A 15,335-nucleotide genomic window follows, 5' to 3' on the forward strand; every position below is an offset into this window, starting at 1 on the left:
TGGGCAGACCAGCGGACACAACCTGCCCTCACCCGGCCACCCGACCCGAAGCCGATCAAAAGACCGCTCTCAAACCACCTCGGTGGATCAAGGCTTAGGCGCCTTTCGCCGTGGTATTCGGCTGCTCCGACTCGCGCCTGGCCGCCGAAATCATCTTCGACCGCGGACTGGGCGACCTGTTCGTGGTGCGTACGGCCGGCCACGTGATCGGCGCGGAGGTTCTGGGGAGCATCGAGTACGGGGTCAGCGTCTTGCAGGCTCCGCTGGTGGTTGTGCTCGGGCACGACTCGTGCGGAGCAATCGCGGCTGCCTGCGCCGCCCTCGAAGACGGCATCACGGCAGGAGGGTTCGTCCGTGATGTCGTTGAGCGAGTGACGTCCAGCGTGCTGGCCGCGCGCGTGGACGGTCGTGACACGCCAGAGGAGATTCTGGACGAGCACATCCGGCGCACCGTCGACCTGCTGCTGGATCGCTCCCGCGTTCTGGCGGCACGCGTCGAGGCCGGTGATGCCGCCGTGGTCGGGCTGTCCTACCAGCTTGCCGACGGCAGCGCGCGCTTGGTTGTTGGTCATGGTCTGGACAGTGCGACCGCAGGGGTTGGGTGATGCAGCTTCCCGTAGTGCAGGTCAGCGACGCCTGGGAGAGCCGGAGCGCTGACTGGCGCCGCTGACCGACCAGCACAGAGGGTTGCTGGTGAAGTCCCCTTCGAGACAGCCCGGTTGTGCTGCTGCTGCGTGCGACGAGCTGTGCCAGCGCGGACACGGTTGCGTGTGGACCAAGGAGCGGTGCAGGGATGCTGTTCGGCGAAGTCGCGCAACACGGGCACCTGCTGTTCGGCTCCGAAGGCGGGCAGGACCAGCAGGGCCTGGCGGTGGTCGCGGTGACAGCGTGTTGATCACCAGTTGCCTGGGCCGCTTCGCTTTCCCCTTCGCCGTAGGGAGTCCAGGCGGTGTACTGAAGCGGGTAGTAAAGCGCGCTGTGACCAGGTCGTCGTCGCGTACGCGCGGAGGCCCTTGCAGCGCAGCGCGCCTTGGTGGCCGAGCAGCAGATCGTGCATGTCCCAGGTGGAGGCCCTGCAGCAACTATGCGTCCGGCAGTCAACCGGCGCTGCCCCTACGACATGCTGCGCCTGAACCGCGAACTGCCTGTGGTTGTCCTCGTGGTCGACGACGGGCGCGACGAGTAGTGGCGGAAGCTTCCCTGTCCGGGCTGCCCGACCGTCAGGCAGGCATGTCTGGCGGCAGGGTTAGGCGGATTCCTCAGCGGAGCCGATCAGCTCATTGAGGTAGTTGTAGATGGTGAAGCGGCTGACCCCGAGTGCGGTGGCTGCCGTTTCGGGTGCCTGCTTGACCAAGAAGAACCCGCGGCGTTCCAACTCGGCGACCACCTGGAGCTTCTGTTCCTTCCGCATCTGTTCGACCGGGACGCCAATTGCCGCGATGGCCGCGTCCACCAGCAGGGCGCACAGTTCCTCAACGCTGTGGGGGAAGGACTCCCCTTGCGGCCTGGCCGGACCCGCGTACGCCGATGGCATGGACGGCGCAGGAGGCATGGACGTTACGTCGGGCCCAAGCACGAACCGGTCCATGGCGGACCTGAGTGAGACCCAGGCAGACACATCGGTGTTCAGGCAGAGCGCTGCTGCAGGGCGGTTACCGTCGTCCGTGTAGACGATCGTCGTGCTCTGCAGGATGCGTCCATCCGGCAGCTGGGACCGGTAGCCGATCTCGTGACGAAGGTCGCCTGCGGCGACACGTTCGAGCAGTTTGTCCGTGGGGGGGTCCCCGATATGCCGGCCGGTGACCGTCCCTGCGATCGCGCGAACGGTGTGCGGAATGCGGCGCAGGTCATGCAGCACCACTTCGGTCGGCTGGATCACTGCCGCATGGAGAGGAGCGATGAGGAGTTCGAGGACGCGGTTGATGCACTCCGCGTCCATCCCCTCCAGGGCCTCAGGTGACGGAAGCATCGAGCTGCTCGACGCCGGTTCCATACCTGCCACCGTCCTCTGTTCAGCGCCGGGAAGCCGGCGGGGTTCACCAAACCCAGTTCCGCTTTAACAACGTGTGAAGGATACCGAGGCACGGGCCTCGATGAATCAGCAGATTCTGTAGATTCCGCGTTGATGGACGGCGTGGAAGGACTGCCAACCCTGGAATCCTGGCCCCACCTCATGTTGTCGCCTGCTCTTGGCGTTGTCGGTGAGGCCCCACCGGGGGGTGGGCCCTCACCGGCTTCGCACGTCAAGGCCGAGCCGCCTGGAAGACGAGTGGGTTCGTCGGCGTCACACGTGGGCTGCCGGCTCCGCCTCGCCACCGACGGGGGCCTCGGCTTCGGGGGCTCCCTCGAAGAACTTCATGGCCATGAAGCCGTGTGCGAAGCTGCCGCCTGCGCGGAGAGCCGCAGCGATCATGACCGTCTCGGCCAGCTCGGCCTCGGTCGCCCCAGCCGCCTTGGCGGCTGGGACGTGCGCCTCGATGCAGTAGGCGCACTGTGTGGTCAGTGCCACCGCGACGGCCATGAGCTCGGTGTACTTGCGCGGGATGACCTTATCGGACCCGGTGAGGGCCTCCTGGTCGAAGGCCATGAAGGCCTTGACGGCCTCAGGTGCCCCCTTGCGGAGGTTGCGCAGGTAACGGTGGTCCGTGTGCTCGTGGTAGGCCATGTCGGCTCTCCTTGCTGGTTGGGGTTGGATCGCGCCCTGGCTGCGTGCAGCCGGCATGCGTGGGCACGGGATTGATGGCCGCCGCCCAGCGGCTGGGGTCCGGCCATGGGGGCACGCCGGCGCGTCGAGGCGGGGCTCGTTCGGCTAGCGCGCGTGGAGGGCGGCGGTGCGTCCCATTCGGGCGATCGCCTCGGTGAGGACGGACTGGGAGGTGGCGAAGTTCAGGCGGACGTGCCCGGCTCCTCCCGTTCCGAAGATGTGGCCGGAGGACAGGGCCACCCTGGCGTGCTCCAAGAACAGCCGGGCGGGGCCGGCCAGGTCGGTGACAACCGCCAGGCCCGTGCTGCCTTCTTCCGGGGCGAGGCCGAGGGACCGGCAGTCGAGCCAGGCCAGGTAAGTTCCCTCCGGCCTGGCGTATCCGATCCCGGGGAGGTGTTCGGCGACGAGCTGACCCAGCAGGGCTCGGTTCGTGTCGAGCCCCGCCAGCAACGCATCGAGCCACCTGTCCCCGTGACGGAAGGCCGCCGTGTGCGCGATGACGCCCAGATAGCTGGCGCCGTGGTGGACCTCCTCGGGCATCCGGCGCAGATCAGCGGCTGCCTCAGGCCCTGCGATGGCGAGCGCCGCCTTGATTCCGGCGAGGTTCCAGCCCTTGGTCGCCGACATGAGCGAGAACGCATCTTCGGCCCCGGGCACGCTCAGGTAGGGCGTGAACTTTGCGCCCGGCAGCACGAGCGGGGCGTGAATCTCGTCGGCGACAACACGGACTCCGTACCGGCGAGCCAACTCCGCCACGGCGGCGAGCTCCTCAAAGGTGTGAACCGTGCCGGTCGGGTTGTGAGGATTGCTGAGGAGATAGGCGATCTTGCCCTTGCCGCTCTGTTCCCGGGCACGCCGGAACGTCTCCTCGAGCGTTTCCAGGCTGATCCGGAGGTCCTGCGCGAGCGGCGCTTCGATGATCCGGCGGTCGTTATGGGTGACGAAGGCGTAGAAGGGTGCGTACACGGGAGAGTTGACTACGACCGGGTCGCCGGGGTCGGTGATCAGCCGCAGCACCTGGACCGCGCCCATCATCACGTCCGGGATCACGGCGACACGATCGACCGCTACCCCGTCCCATTTCCAGCGCCGCGAGGCAAAGCCGGCCAGCGACTCGGCGAACTCGGTTCCGACGGGGTACCCGGTGTCACCGGTCTCGATGGCTTCGCGCAGCGCGTCGGCGACCTCCGGCGCGAGCGGGACATCCATCTCCGCCACCCACAAGGGCAGTACATCCGCCGGATGTGTACGCCACTTCATGCTCCTGCGCTGACGGAGCTGCTCTAGCGAGAGCTCCTCGAGAGGGTTCGCAGGCTCTCCGGCCTCGGCGCCGGCACCTGTGGAGCCGCGCCCACCAACTGCAGTCACCTTCAGCATTGGACCGCCATCTCGATCTCGACGCAAGCGCCGAGAGGCAGTGACGCCACACCGAGCGCGAGACGCGCATGACGCCCTCGGTCGCCGAGTTCCTCGAGTGCCACCTGCGAGGCGGCGTCCACAACGGCGGGCGCGTCAGCGAACCCTTCCCCGACGGCCACGTACCCCCCGATCCGGGCGACGGCCTTGATCGCGTCCAGTGACCCGAGCTCCGCCCGGGCCACCTCAAGGCATCGCCGCGCCGCCAGCGCGGCCGCCTCCCGCGCCTGCTCCACGGTGACGTCTCGGCCGACGAATCCGGGGTACTGCACGCCGTCGTCCCCGATCGGGAGCTGGCCGGAGATGAAAAGGAGATCGCCTACGCGGACCGCGCGCTCGAACAAGGGCGGCGCCGAAGCTGTCTGACTCATGAGAGACCTCCATGGTCAAGAGACAAGGGGAATGACAGCTCGAGGGCTGTGGGCTCCCGAACTCTCAACGCAGAGTTGCAAACTTGCAGCCGCTTTGGCAAGACCTAAACAACATGTTGATACCAACGAGACCGACAGGTCTGCTGTAGGTGCAGATTACGCAGTAGTTACTTCTGATTTCGAGCGTAACTAGGTGTTGACAAGTGAGTGAGGGCACCTCAGTGTCTTCAACCAGAATTTGAACTCGCAAGGTGGCGCATGGGGAAGCGCCCCAGTCGCCCCCCGGTCCGTACCGGCCACGCCCACCCGCAACACCAGCTGGCCGGCCCAGTGAGTCCATGAATGCGGCCCACGCCGCCCACTGGCCAGACGCCTGCCCTTCCATCGGCCCGCCCGGTCACCGTGCCGGCAGTCGATGGTCTTGGAGTCGGAGAACGCTCTTCATCCAGAAAGGCCCCCGCATGCCCACTCGCCCTGCCACCGCGCACCCTGGCGACAGTTCTGCCCCTGGTAACGACCTGAGCTTCGAGGACGCTGGTTACCACAAGGGTCTGAAGCCCCGACAGATCCGGATGATGGCGATCGGCGGCGCCATCGGTACGGGACTGTTCCTCGGGGCCGGGGGACGCCTCGCCGCAGTCGGCCCCTCACTCTTCTTGGCCTACGCAGTCTGCGGAGTGTTCGCGTTCCTCATCCTCCGGGCCCTCGGTGAGCTCGTGCTGCACCGGCCCACGTCGGGTTCCTTCGTTTCCTACGCACGAGAGTTCTACGGCGAGCGCGCAGCGTTCGTCTCCGGCTGGTACTACTGGATGGCCTGGGCAACGACGACAATCGCGGACACGACAGCCGCGGCGCTGTATATGAACTTCTTCGGCAAGTACGTGCCGTGGATCGCTGCCGTCCCGCAATGGGCCTGGGCGCTGCTCGCTCTGTCCCTCGTGCTGGGAGTGAACCTCGTCTCCGTGGGCGTCTTCGGCGAACTCGAGTTCTGGTTCGCCTTGATCAAGGTGGCCGCTCTGGTGCTGTTCCTCCTGGTCGGCATCTACTTCGTCATCTTCGGTACCCCGACGGGGGCACCCGCCGGCGTGCACCTGATCACCGAGAACGGCGGACTCTTCCCTCAAGGGGTCCTGCCCATGCTCCTGCTGTTGCAGGGAGTCGTCTTCGCCTATGGCTCCATCGAATTGGTCGGCACCGCCGCGGGGGAGACCAAAGACCCTGCCAAGGTCATGCCGCGAGCGATCAACACCGTCATCCTGCGCATCGCGGTGTTCTATGTCGGCTCGGTCGTTCTCCTGAGTCTGCTCCTGCCCTACACGGCGTACCACCAGGGCGAGAGTCCGTTCGTCACGTTCTTCGGCTCCATCGGGGTCGAGGGCATGGATGCGATCATGAACCTTGTCGTGCTTACGGCGGCCCTTTCCTCGCTCAACGCAGGCCTGTACTCGACCGGCCGCATCCTGCGATCCATGGCCGCTGCCGGCTCAGCGCCGAAGTTCGCCATGCGTATGAACAAGTCCGGCGTCCCGTACGGCGGAATCGCCATCACCGCCGCCGTGGCCTTCATCGGCGTCCCCCTGAACTACCTCGTACCCAGTGACGCCTTCGAGATCGTTCTGAGCATCGCAGCCGTGGGCCTCATCACCGCGTGGGCAACGATCATCCTGTGCCAGATCCAGCTCCAGCGCTGGGCGAAAATGGGCCGGCTCGAGCGGCCTGCCTTCCGCATGATCGGCGCCCCGTACACGGGGTACCTCACCCTGGTATTCCTCGCAGCCATGCTCGTGATGATTTTCGTCTCGTCGCCGTGGACTGCGGTTGTCACCGCCATCGTGTCTGCGCTCATGATCGTCGGCTGGCTGGTCTGCCGAGACCGCATCCGACAGATCGCCGCATCCCGAGACGTCCACGCAAGCGCGCCTCTTTGCCCTGCTGACCGGGACGTCGTGCAGAGCGAGTGAGCAGCGCACCGCCGCTATGCAGGGGCGGCGGCGCGCTCGCGGGCGGCGCTTACCGCGGCGGTCAGGCTGGTGATGTCATAGGCGCCGTGGTGCCTGCGGCCGTTGATGAAGAAGGTGGGCGTGCCGGTCACGCTGCTGAGGTCGGCGGACTCGACGTGCTCAGCGACGCGTGAGGAACCGGCGGGGGCCCGCATGTCTCGTTCGAAGCGCGCCGCGTCCAGGCCGAGAGCGGCCGCGTACGTGCGCAGGTCCTCGAGGCTCAGCGCGCCTTGATGGCTGAGCAGCAGGTCGTGCATGTCCCAGAAGTGGCCCTGTCGCGCGGCTGCTTCCGTGGCCTCGGCGGCGAGCTGGGCGTGAACGTGCACATCGGTCAGTGGCAGATGCCGCCATACGTAGCGCACGTCTCCGAAGTCCGCGAGGAGTTCACGGACGGCTGGTTCGGCCTGCCCGCAGTAGGGGCATTCGTAGTCGCCGTATTCCACGACGGTCACGGGGGCGTGTGTCGGTCCCCGCACGTGGTCGCGGTCTGGGTCGACGGGCACGGCCAGGTCGACGATCGTCTCGGCCTTTCCCAGCAGCGCCCGGCGCCGTAGCGAGGGCGGCAGGAGGCCGATCACCGCGGTAACGAGCCGGGAGGTCAGGAAGGAGAAAAGCAGCGTGCCGAGGATGCCGATCTTGGCCTCGTCGAGTCGGGCGCCGTCGAAAGCGAGCGTTGCGATGAGCAGGGAGACGGTGAAGCCGACCCCGGAAAGTGTGCCGCCGGCGGTTGCGGCTCCCCAGCCGACCGGGAGTCGCACGTGCCCGCGGGAGGCGAACGTGGTGAGCGCGGAGCTCCCTACGATGCCGAGTGGCTTGCCGAGGACATAGGCGATGAGGATGCCGAGGGTGACGGGTGAGGTGAAGGCCCGTGCCAGTTGGTCGCCGCTGATTTCGATGCCGGTGTTGGCCAGCGCGAACAGAGGGACCACGACGTAGCTGGTCCAGGGGTGGAACATGCGCTGCAGGCGGTCGTTCGGGGAGATCGCCGAGGCGATCCCGGCGCGGACGGACCGCTCCAGCTCAGGGGTGGGCTGCTCGCGAAACAGCCGAAACAGGCCAGTGGCGTGTTCTAGATCGGCGCGGGTGGCCGGGTAGGCGTAGGTGAGCAGCCCCATGGCGAGACCGATCACGACCGGGTCCACGCCCGATTCGAGCAGGGCGACCCAGGTGAGGACGCCCAGCAGCGCGTACACGATGCCGTGCCGCACGCCGAGTCGCCGGATGAGCAGGATGATGGTGAATGTGCCGACGGCGACGAGTAGCGCGGGCACGGTGATGCGGTCGCTGTAGGCGAAGGCGATGACGCCCAGGGCGAGGAAGTCGTCGACCACGGTCAGCATGAGGATGAAGACCCGCAGCCCCGGCGGCATGCGGCGGCCGACGACGGCCAGTAGGCCCAGGGCGAACGCGGTGTCGGTGGACATTGCCACGCCCCAGCCCTGTGCTGTGCCATGACAGGCGTTGATCGCGAGATAGAGAGCGATGGGCACGATCATGCCGCTGACCCCCGCGGCGAGCGGCAGGGCCAGCCGCTTGCGCTCGCGCAGCTCCCCCATGTCGAACTCACGGCGGGCTTCCAGGCCGACGACGAAGAAGAACAGGGTCATCAGTCCGCTGTTGACCCACTCGCGCAGGTCGAGTGAGACTCCGTGGACACCAAACCGGACGGACAGGTGGGTGTGCCAGAACGACTCGTACGCCGAGGGCGCCGCGTTGGCCCAGACGAGCGCGGCGATCGCCGCCGCGACCAGGACGGCGGCGCTTCCGGTCTCGGTGCGCAGGAAGTCACGCAGCGGGGAGTGCGAGTCACTGCCGCAGGTGGTCCGCCCTGTGTAGTCGGCGGGTTCGAGGGACATGGGTCAGGGACTCATTCGACGATTGGCCCACGGTCGCCTCGCGTGAGGCGAATCGATGGCGCTGGTGGAGGCGTTCGCGGTTGAGGCGAACTCGGGGGTCATGGCGGCGGCCACCTTCAGGTGCACGGCAGCCTCTTCGGCCCTGCCCAGGCGCTGGAGCGTGCGGCCGAGCATGAGCCGCGCGTAGGAGTCGTCCGGTGCATCCGCCACCAGGTGCCGCAGGACGTCAACGGCGCGGGAGAGCTGCGCAGAGTGGAAGTAGCCGCGAGCGGCGAGCCGTCGGACGTTCAGGTCGTCGGCGTGTGCGTCGAGCAGGGGCTGGAGCAGGGTGAGGGCGCCCAGCGCGTCGCGCTGGCCGAGCAGCGACTCGGACCAGCGCAGCCGCCGCACTTCCTCGGGCATGTCCCGGGTGCTGACGCCCTCAGCCGCGGTGAGGAAGTCGACGATCACGTCCGTGGGCTGGGCGCCTGCGAGCGCCCGGTCGCCTACCACGACACTAGGCGAGGTCACGATCGACCGGGCTTTGCCGATCAGCAGGAGTTCTCGTACGCCGCGGTCGGCGCAGTCGGTGTCCAGCGGCGCAGCCGTATCCGGGTATCCGCTCCTGGCAGCGATGCCGTGGAGCCGCCGTGGGTCGCTGATGTCGGCACCGTCGAGGAAGTGCGCTTTCATCAGCTGTTCGACGACCTGGTCCTGCAGGGCGCTGCCACCGTGCTCGTATGCCAGGAAGGCGAGGCGGTGGGCGTCATGGCTGTCGGCTCGCCACACGGCGCCCCATTGCGGCCCGAACCCCTCCTCGGCGGCGATCTGCGCGACCTGTCCCAGGTCCCGGGAAGGGGGGAAGCCGGCTGCGCGCCGGTCCGGAGCGGCGCCCATTGAAGGGGTGCTCCCGAGCTCTACCAGCGGAGTGGCCTGTGCGGGAGCGGCCGGGTCGATCCGCAAGGGCCGCCACACCACCTCGGCGTCAATGCCCGCGAGCGCCGGATCGGCCAGGGCCTTCTCCAGCCTCCGCTTGCCGATGTAGGCCCACGGACAGACCACGTCTGCCCACACTTCGATGCGCATGGCCATCGCCTCCTGCCGCTTTGTGCGGAACGTCATTGCTGGTAGTCCTCAACCGTTTGGGCGTCGCATACGCGGGCCTGGTCCGGATCCGATCCTGACCGAACTCGCGAGAGGTAACACGGCTGTCGCAGCAGGACCGGCCGCGGGTGCGCTCCACGGCAGTGAGCCGGAAACGCCTGTAGTCGCCGGTCTCCGTCCGCCCATCACGCAGGGCGTGCTCCTCACGGACGAGCTCGTCAATGCAGTGGTAGACGTCCTCGTCCTGCACAGGTATGCCTTCAGGGGCCGGCCTGAAAGAAAGCACTCGGCGTGGCCCCTTGTTCTTGCTGGTGGACCTCGGACTCAGGGGGCGGGCGTAGTCCCCGAACCCGCTTCCCTGACCCGGCTTTCATGCTTCGGACTGCTGCCCGTGCTTCTTCTGCTCGTCGGCGATCTGCTTGCGGACCTCGTCCATGTCGACCTTCCGTGACTGCTCGATCAGGTCCTCCAGAGCGGACTCGGGCAGGGCGCCGGGCTGGGAGAAGATAGCGACCTTGTCCCGGATGATCGCGAGCGTGGGGATCGACTGGACCCCGAAAGCCTGCGCGAGTTCCGGCTGCGCCACGGTGTCGACCTTGCCGAAGACCAGGTCGGAGTGGCGCTTGGAGGCGGCCTCGTAGACCGGGCCGAACATGCGGCACGGCGGGCACCAGTCCGCCCAGAAGTCGATGAGGATGAAGTCATTGTGCGAGACGATCTCGTCGAAGTTGTCCTTGGTGAGTTCCAGGCTGCTCACGGGTTCTCCCTTATTCCTGTGGCGATGTGTTGTCTGCATGGGCGAGACGGTCGTCGCTCTCGGCCTTGGAGCCTGTCGGGTGACCTCTGATCGGGTGGCCACGGCGTGGCGCGCACACTTCCGGCGTTGCCGAAATGCGTTCGAGCAGGGGAGACCCCATCCGAGGCCCTCCGGGCGCCTTGGAACCGCACGCACCACGCCGCGTCCGCTCTCCGATCGAAGGTCACCCGACAGGCTCTTATGCGGCGAGGTACTCCGCCAACTGCGCCTCAAGGGCGGGCTTGGGCAGGGCGCCGACCACGGTCTTGACGGGCCGGCCGCCCTGGAAGACCTTCATCGTGGGGATGGAAGTGATTCCGTACTGGGCGGCCGTCCGGGGGTTCTCGTCGACGTTGAGCTTGACGACCTGGATCTTGTCCGCGTGGTCGGCCGCGAGCTGGTCGAGGATCGGGGCGACGGCGCGGCACGGCGGGCACCAGGCCGCCCAGAAGTCGACGAGGACGGGCTTGTCGCTGAGGAGGACGTCATCCGCGAAGGTGGCGTCCGTGACGGGACGTGCTGCTGACATGGGTCTGTGCTCTCTTTCTTCGGATCAGGCGGTGGCGGGGGTTAGATCGCTGGACGCGGCCGCCGCAGCGCTCTCCAGCAAGTCCTTCGGGAGGGTCGTCAGGTAGTGCTCGGCGTCGAGCGCGGCGACCGTGCCCGACGCTGCGGCGGTGACTGCCTGCCGGTAGGTCGGGTCGATCACGTCACCCGCGGCGAACACACCGGCGAGATTCGTCCTGGAGCTTCGGCCGTCCACGACGATCGTCCCGTCCTCGGTGAGGTCGAGCTGCCCGTGCACGAGGTGGACACGCGGGTCGGCGCCGACCGCGATGAACAGGCCCTGGACCTCCAGGTCACGCCGCTCGCCGGTCACGGTGTCGGCCAGCGTGACGCCGCTGACGCCGTCCTCACCGTTGATCGAGACGACCTCCGCGTTCCAGACGAACTCGATCTTGTCGTTGGCGAAGGCGCGCTCCTGCATGACCTTCGAGGCGCGCAGGCTGTCGCGGCGGTGGATGACGTAGACCTTCTTCGCGAAGCGGGTGAGGAAATTCGCCTCCTCCATGGCCGAGTCGCCGCCGCCGACGACGGCGATCGTGCGCTCGCGGAAGAAGAAGCCGTCGCAGGTCGCGCACCAGGACACGCCGCGCCCGGACAGCCGGTCCTCGTCCGCCAGGCCGAGCTTGCGGTAGGCGGAGCCGGTCGCGAAGACCACTGCGAGGGCCTGGTGCTGCTCGCCCGAGCTGAGGGTGACGGTCTTGATGTCGCCGGTCAGGTCGACGGCGGTGACGTCGTCGAAGACGAGGTCGGTGCCGAACTTCGCGGCCTGCCGCTGCATCTTGTCCATCAGGTCGGGTCCCATGACCGCCTCGGGGAAACCGGGGAAGTTCTCGACCTCGGTGGTGTTCATCAGCTCGCCTCCCGCTTCGACCGAGGAGGCGATCAGCAGCGGGCGCAGGTTGGCGCGCGCGGCGTAGATGGCCGCGGTGTAGCCGGCGGGTCCGGATCCGATGACGATGATCTGCCGCACGGTAGATCCCTTCTGTTCACAAAGAGCCGCGTGGAGCGGGCCTTCTGGCGTGCTTCAACATCCATACTCCGTCATGTATTCCACATGGGCACCACATGTATCCTAGGCGCAGTCCTCGGCACCTCTCAGCAGTTCGCCGTCGAGACTGGAACCCTGGACGGCCCGTCCCACCGGCCAGAGCGGCTGGCCCGTCGTCCACGCCGTTTCTCGGGCTGGTGGGGACGACGGGCCAGCCGCTCTGCTTCGTCCCGCCGGCTGCCGCCGGACGGTGTTCGGCCCATGGCCCGACCGGTTCGGATCGTGCCGCTCGGACCAGCAGCGCCGCCGCCGTGATCAGAGCCGACCGGCTTGATCAGGCAAGCGTCGTGACGACGCTGATGGGGTTGGCAAGAGTGTCGCGGATGGGCGAGCGGCGCTCGACGAGGGCGATGAGCTCCTCCAGCTGCTCACGGGTAGCACCAGGTGCCTCGGCGTGTACGTGAACGCGCACCTGGTCCAGGCCCGGACGGATCGAGGGGGCGATGCCGAGGAATCCGCGCAGGTCGACGTCGCCTTCGAGTTCCAGCCGCACGCTGTCGAGCTCGATGCCGCGCGCGGCCGCCAAGGTGGCGATCGTGACGGTGTAACAGCCGGCGAGCGCCTGAAGCAGATACTCCCCAGGGGAGACAGCGGTGTCGGTGCCCAACAATGCACTGGGCTCGTCACTGCTCATCGTGTACTGCGCGCTGCGCTTCTCGTCGCGCTCGCCGCCCTGCGTCAGGGCGGCGGTCTGCGCGTCGAGCCGGCAGCCGCCCTGCCAGGAACCGTCAATGGCGAAGGTGACCTGGCCGAGCTTCGGGTTGGCCCGAACGGCGTCGATGGTGTCATTCAGAGCGTTGACATCGATCTCATTGATTGCAGACATGGTGCGGAATCCTTTGATAGAGGGGGGTATCGACGGCGAACGGCGACCACCGCCGTATGCGGAATGGTGCCGCTCATGTGGTGCCGGCGGTCAGTTGATCGGGCCTGTTGGTGGCACTCGGCCGGGCCTGTGACGTCGATGTGTCAGATGGCGCCGGAGCCCCAGCCGGTGAGGGCTGAGGGCGGCCGAGAGCCGGGGACGTCATCGTGGCGGCTGTCGTCGACGGAAGTGTGGTCTGTGGGATCCGCGACGTTGGTGCGCCCGGGGCTCAGTTGAGAGGGAGTGAGAGCAGGGCGCCTTCCACGCCTTCTGGCATGGTCGGGTGGATCCAGTACTGCCCGCGTGCCATGGAGCGAGCATCCAGTCCGAAGGACATGGCCTGGATCAGCGGCTGGATCAGGGTCGGGGCCTGCGGGCCGATGATGTGGGCCCCGAGCAGTTGCCCGGTCGCGGGATCGGCCAGCACCTTGGCGAAGCCGGTGGTGTCCTCCATGGCCCAGCCGTAGGCGACATCGGCGTAGTTGCGAGTAGCGGTCACGTAACGCACCCCGGTCGCCTGCGCCTGCTGCTCCGTGAGCCCCACGGAGGCGATCTGCGGGGAGGTGAACACCGCGTGCGGGACGAAGCGGTGATCGGAGGTGCACAGATCCTGTCGAAGCGCTCATCGAGCATCCCGACTCCGGACCCGGCGCCGATGACGACAAGGTCGAAATGCTGCGGCTCCGCCTCGCTGCCGGGGGATGCCTCGAGCAGTACGGCGCCTGCCGGCCCCATGTGCTCATCCATGCCGATTCCGTTTCTTATGTGTCGCTGCTGTCCGTGTTGATCCCCTGGGCAGGCGCGGCTCTGCCGCTGTCGCCTCCCTTGAGCCGACGGCCGTGGTCGCTGCCCGGCACCGATGCGGTGCACGCTGGGCGTCGGCCCGAGGGGAGGGGCGGTCAGTTGCGTCCGGCCATGACGCCGCCGTCGATGTCCCAGACGGCGCCGGTGACCCAGTCGGTCTGGTCCGACAGAAGGAAGGTGACGGTGGCGGCGATGTCGTCGGGGGTTCCCGTACGGCCCAGGGGGTGGAAGGAGTTGAACCCGTCGAGTGCGGAGTCCATGTCCGCCTTGGGGATGAACTCCTCGTAGATGGGGGTACGGACGACGGCGGGGGCGACGGCGTTGACGCGGATGCCGTGCGGGGCGAGTTCCATCGCCAGGTGCTGGGTGAGGGAGTGCAGTCCGGCCTTGGCCATCGAGTACGCCGACGACGGTGTGGCGGCGATGGCCTGGTGGGCCCACATGGAGCCGATGTTGACGATGGATCCCTTGGTGCCGCGGGCGATCATGTTGCCGGCGACGGTCTGGGTGAGGAAGAAGAACGCCCGGTTGATGGCCTGGTAGCGGTCGTAGTCCTCGCCCGTGTGCTCCACAAAGGGCTTCGGGGCGAACACACCGGCCGCGTTGACCAGGAGGGCGGCGTCGGCGTGCTCCTCGGCCAGGACGGCGCGCAGGCCTTCCACGGCGTTGGCGTCGGTGAGGTCGGCGGCCAGTGCGGTGACGTTGCCGGAGCCTGCCAGAGCAGAGGCGGCTTCTTCGGCGTTGGAGGGTGTCCTGCCGGTGATGACGGCGCTGCCTCCGGCGTCGAGGACGTGACGGGCGATGGCCAGGCCCATACCGCTGGTGCCGCCGATGATGATGGCCTTCTTGCCGGTGAGGTCGATGGTGGTGAGGGACATGCTGTGCTCCTGATGAAGAAGTAATCCGCAAGGCGAGTCACGGATGAGGGAGAAAGTCGGCCGTGGCTCCGGAGTAGGGAGTCGGACGGACGCGTAGTAGAAGGTGGGGACGATGCACCGCCCCGGCTCGGGGCAGGTGCAAGAGCGGCGTGGGGGCCGGCGGAAGGCCGGGCCGGCCCGGCCCGGCCCGGCTGGGACGGAGCCACCTTGAGTGCACTGGTCGGCTGCGCTGCGGATCCGTTGGAGGCAGCGTTCAAGCGTCTGAGTTAAGGCCCCGCAAGCCGGGGTCGTCCCCGGCTTGGCGCTGCGGCCCGCCCCCCGCTCCGGGGAGGAGGTCAGACGGTTTCGTAGATCCTGACCTCGGGGTCGGCGGACAGCAGCGGCGCCAGGCCGCCGACGACGTCCTTGGTGAACAGGTCGCTGTCGAGATAGGCCCGGGCCTGGCCGACGGCGGAGGAGCCGTGCAGGACCTGGACGTCCTCGTCGCGCACGAGGAGTTCTTTGGAAACGGCGCCCGGGACCGTGTCGAGGAACGCCTGCTTGTACTGCTGGTAAACAGCAGCCGCCTCAACGCGCCGAGGTTTCCCTACGGCGAGAGTGATTTCCAGGTAAGCCACCATGAACATCCTTTACCGTATCGTCGCCCACAAGAAATCCCGCAGGCTTTGGCATACGCCCACCGTAGATCCTGCGATAGCCGCCCGGTAGAGGATCATCCGTGATGTGGTTATAACCGAAGCTAATAACTCACTCCGGGATCCGCCGATCGGCGAGGCAGAAGCCTCGTGACGGGACGCGCTGTCCCTTCCAAGGGAGGCGGCGGCTTCGGCGAGGAAGCCGACGAACTCCTCCAGATCGGCGGACAGAGGGTTCTCGCGCCCAGACCGCCTCGTAGAAATAATTTCGATCGGGGCACCGGACCGGACCGAGGGCGGCAGTCGGCGTGC

Annotated in this window: 14 protein-coding genes and 1 pseudogene; 2 read left to right on the forward strand and 13 right to left on the reverse strand. The window is 67.5% G+C overall.

Annotated features, from left to right (window positions below):
- Positions 1-101: 101 nt before the first annotated feature.
- Positions 102-605 (forward strand): annotated as a pseudogene (locus tag ACIRJP_RS37750) (carbonic anhydrase); the annotation flags it as partial.
- 641 nt (positions 606-1,246) lie between these two features.
- On the opposite strand, the gene ACIRJP_RS37755 reads toward ACIRJP_RS37750, so the two are convergent.
- From ACIRJP_RS37755 to ACIRJP_RS37770, 4 genes are all read right to left on the reverse strand, one after another.
- Positions 1,247-1,939 (reverse strand): transcriptional regulator, encoded by a 693-nt coding sequence (locus ACIRJP_RS37755; protein WP_404184660.1) that lies wholly within the window; start codon positions 1,937-1,939, stop codon positions 1,247-1,249.
- Positions 1,940-2,284: 345 nt separating this feature from the next.
- Positions 2,285-2,665, reverse strand: coding sequence for a carboxymuconolactone decarboxylase family protein (locus tag ACIRJP_RS37760; protein ID WP_404184663.1), 381 nt, complete (start codon positions 2,663-2,665; stop codon positions 2,285-2,287).
- Between the two features lie 144 nt (positions 2,666-2,809).
- Positions 2,810-4,081, reverse strand: a complete 1,272-nt coding sequence (locus ACIRJP_RS37765) for a MalY/PatB family protein (RefSeq protein ID WP_404184666.1) — start codon at positions 4,079-4,081, stop codon at positions 2,810-2,812.
- The gene (locus tag ACIRJP_RS37770) at positions 4,075-4,491 is read right to left on the reverse strand and encodes a RidA family protein (protein WP_404184669.1); all 417 of its coding nucleotides are present in this window, start codon (positions 4,489-4,491) and stop codon (positions 4,075-4,077) included. Before ACIRJP_RS37770 ends, ACIRJP_RS37765 begins: the two co-directional genes overlap by 7 nt.
- 461 nt (positions 4,492-4,952) lie before the next feature.
- Between ACIRJP_RS37770 and ACIRJP_RS37775 the strand changes: the two genes are divergently transcribed.
- Positions 4,953-6,452: an amino acid permease gene (locus tag ACIRJP_RS37775; protein WP_404184749.1), complete on the forward strand. Its 1,500-nt coding sequence runs from the start codon at positions 4,953-4,955 to the stop codon at positions 6,450-6,452.
- Positions 6,453-6,466: 14 nt separating this feature from the next.
- Here the strand turns inward: ACIRJP_RS37775 and nhaA are convergent, their stop codons facing one another.
- From nhaA to ACIRJP_RS37820, 9 genes are all read right to left on the reverse strand, one after another.
- The gene (nhaA, locus tag ACIRJP_RS37780; protein ID WP_404184672.1) at positions 6,467-8,347 is read right to left on the reverse strand and encodes a Na+/H+ antiporter NhaA; all 1,881 of its coding nucleotides are present in this window, start codon (positions 8,345-8,347) and stop codon (positions 6,467-6,469) included.
- A gap of 3 nt (positions 8,348-8,350) precedes the next feature.
- Complete coding sequence (locus ACIRJP_RS37785; protein WP_404184675.1) at positions 8,351-9,448, reverse strand: DsbA family protein; 1,098 nt, start codon at positions 9,446-9,448, stop codon at positions 8,351-8,353.
- A gap of 352 nt (positions 9,449-9,800) precedes the next feature.
- A complete protein-coding gene (locus tag ACIRJP_RS37790; RefSeq protein ID WP_404184678.1) occupies positions 9,801-10,187 on the reverse strand; it encodes a thioredoxin family protein in 387 nt (128 codons plus the stop codon).
- A gap of 238 nt (positions 10,188-10,425) precedes the next feature.
- Positions 10,426-10,755, reverse strand: coding sequence for a thioredoxin (trxA, locus tag ACIRJP_RS37795; RefSeq protein WP_404184681.1), 330 nt, complete (start codon positions 10,753-10,755; stop codon positions 10,426-10,428).
- 24 nt (positions 10,756-10,779) lie between these two features.
- Complete coding sequence (gene trxB, locus ACIRJP_RS37800; protein ID WP_404184684.1) at positions 10,780-11,763, reverse strand: thioredoxin-disulfide reductase; 984 nt, start codon at positions 11,761-11,763, stop codon at positions 10,780-10,782.
- A 352-nt stretch (positions 11,764-12,115) separates the two neighbouring features.
- The gene (locus tag ACIRJP_RS37805; RefSeq protein ID WP_404184686.1) at positions 12,116-12,667 is read right to left on the reverse strand and encodes an OsmC family protein; all 552 of its coding nucleotides are present in this window, start codon (positions 12,665-12,667) and stop codon (positions 12,116-12,118) included.
- Between the two features lie 268 nt (positions 12,668-12,935).
- Complete coding sequence (locus ACIRJP_RS37810) at positions 12,936-13,277, reverse strand: hypothetical protein (RefSeq protein ID WP_404184689.1); 342 nt, start codon at positions 13,275-13,277, stop codon at positions 12,936-12,938.
- Between the two features lie 328 nt (positions 13,278-13,605).
- The gene (locus tag ACIRJP_RS37815; protein ID WP_404184692.1) at positions 13,606-14,388 is read right to left on the reverse strand and encodes an SDR family NAD(P)-dependent oxidoreductase; all 783 of its coding nucleotides are present in this window, start codon (positions 14,386-14,388) and stop codon (positions 13,606-13,608) included.
- A 335-nt stretch (positions 14,389-14,723) separates the two neighbouring features.
- Positions 14,724-15,008, reverse strand: coding sequence for a hypothetical protein (locus tag ACIRJP_RS37820; protein ID WP_404184695.1), 285 nt, complete (start codon positions 15,006-15,008; stop codon positions 14,724-14,726).
- Positions 15,009-15,335: the final 327 nt, after the last annotated feature.

This window comes from Streptomyces sp. NPDC102437, from assembly GCF_044765565.1.
In the GTDB taxonomy this organism is placed as follows: Bacteria; Actinomycetota; Actinomycetes; order Streptomycetales; family Streptomycetaceae; genus Streptomyces.

What these genes read in the sequence shown, in the direction of transcription:
- trxA (WP_404184681.1), bottom strand. Translation starts at nt 10,755, where the DNA reads ATGTCAGCAGCACGTCCCGTCACGGACGCCACCTTCGCGGATGACGTC.
- nhaA (WP_404184672.1), bottom strand. Translation starts at nt 8,347, where the DNA reads ATGTCCCTCGAACCCGCCGACTACACAGGGCGGACCACCTGCGGCAGT.
- ACIRJP_RS37820 (WP_404184695.1), bottom strand. Translation starts at nt 15,008, where the DNA reads ATGGTGGCTTACCTGGAAATCACTCTCGCCGTAGGGAAACCTCGGCGC.
- ACIRJP_RS37770 (WP_404184669.1), bottom strand. Translation starts at nt 4,491, where the DNA reads ATGAGTCAGACAGCTTCGGCGCCGCCCTTGTTCGAGCGCGCGGTCCGC.
- ACIRJP_RS37785 (WP_404184675.1), bottom strand. Translation starts at nt 9,448, where the DNA reads ATGACGTTCCGCACAAAGCGGCAGGAGGCGATGGCCATGCGCATCGAA.
- ACIRJP_RS37765 (WP_404184666.1), bottom strand. Translation starts at nt 4,081, where the DNA reads ATGCTGAAGGTGACTGCAGTTGGTGGGCGCGGCTCCACAGGTGCCGGC.
- ACIRJP_RS37760 (WP_404184663.1), bottom strand. Translation starts at nt 2,665, where the DNA reads ATGGCCTACCACGAGCACACGGACCACCGTTACCTGCGCAACCTCCGC.
- ACIRJP_RS37755 (WP_404184660.1), bottom strand. Translation starts at nt 1,939, where the DNA reads ATGGACGCGGAGTGCATCAACCGCGTCCTCGAACTCCTCATCGCTCCT.
- ACIRJP_RS37815 (WP_404184692.1), bottom strand. Translation starts at nt 14,388, where the DNA reads ATGTCCCTCACCACCATCGACCTCACCGGCAAGAAGGCCATCATCATC.
- ACIRJP_RS37775 (WP_404184749.1), top strand. Translation starts at nt 4,953, where the DNA reads ATGCCCACTCGCCCTGCCACCGCGCACCCTGGCGACAGTTCTGCCCCT.
- ACIRJP_RS37805 (WP_404184686.1), bottom strand. Translation starts at nt 12,667, where the DNA reads ATGTCTGCAATCAATGAGATCGATGTCAACGCTCTGAATGACACCATC.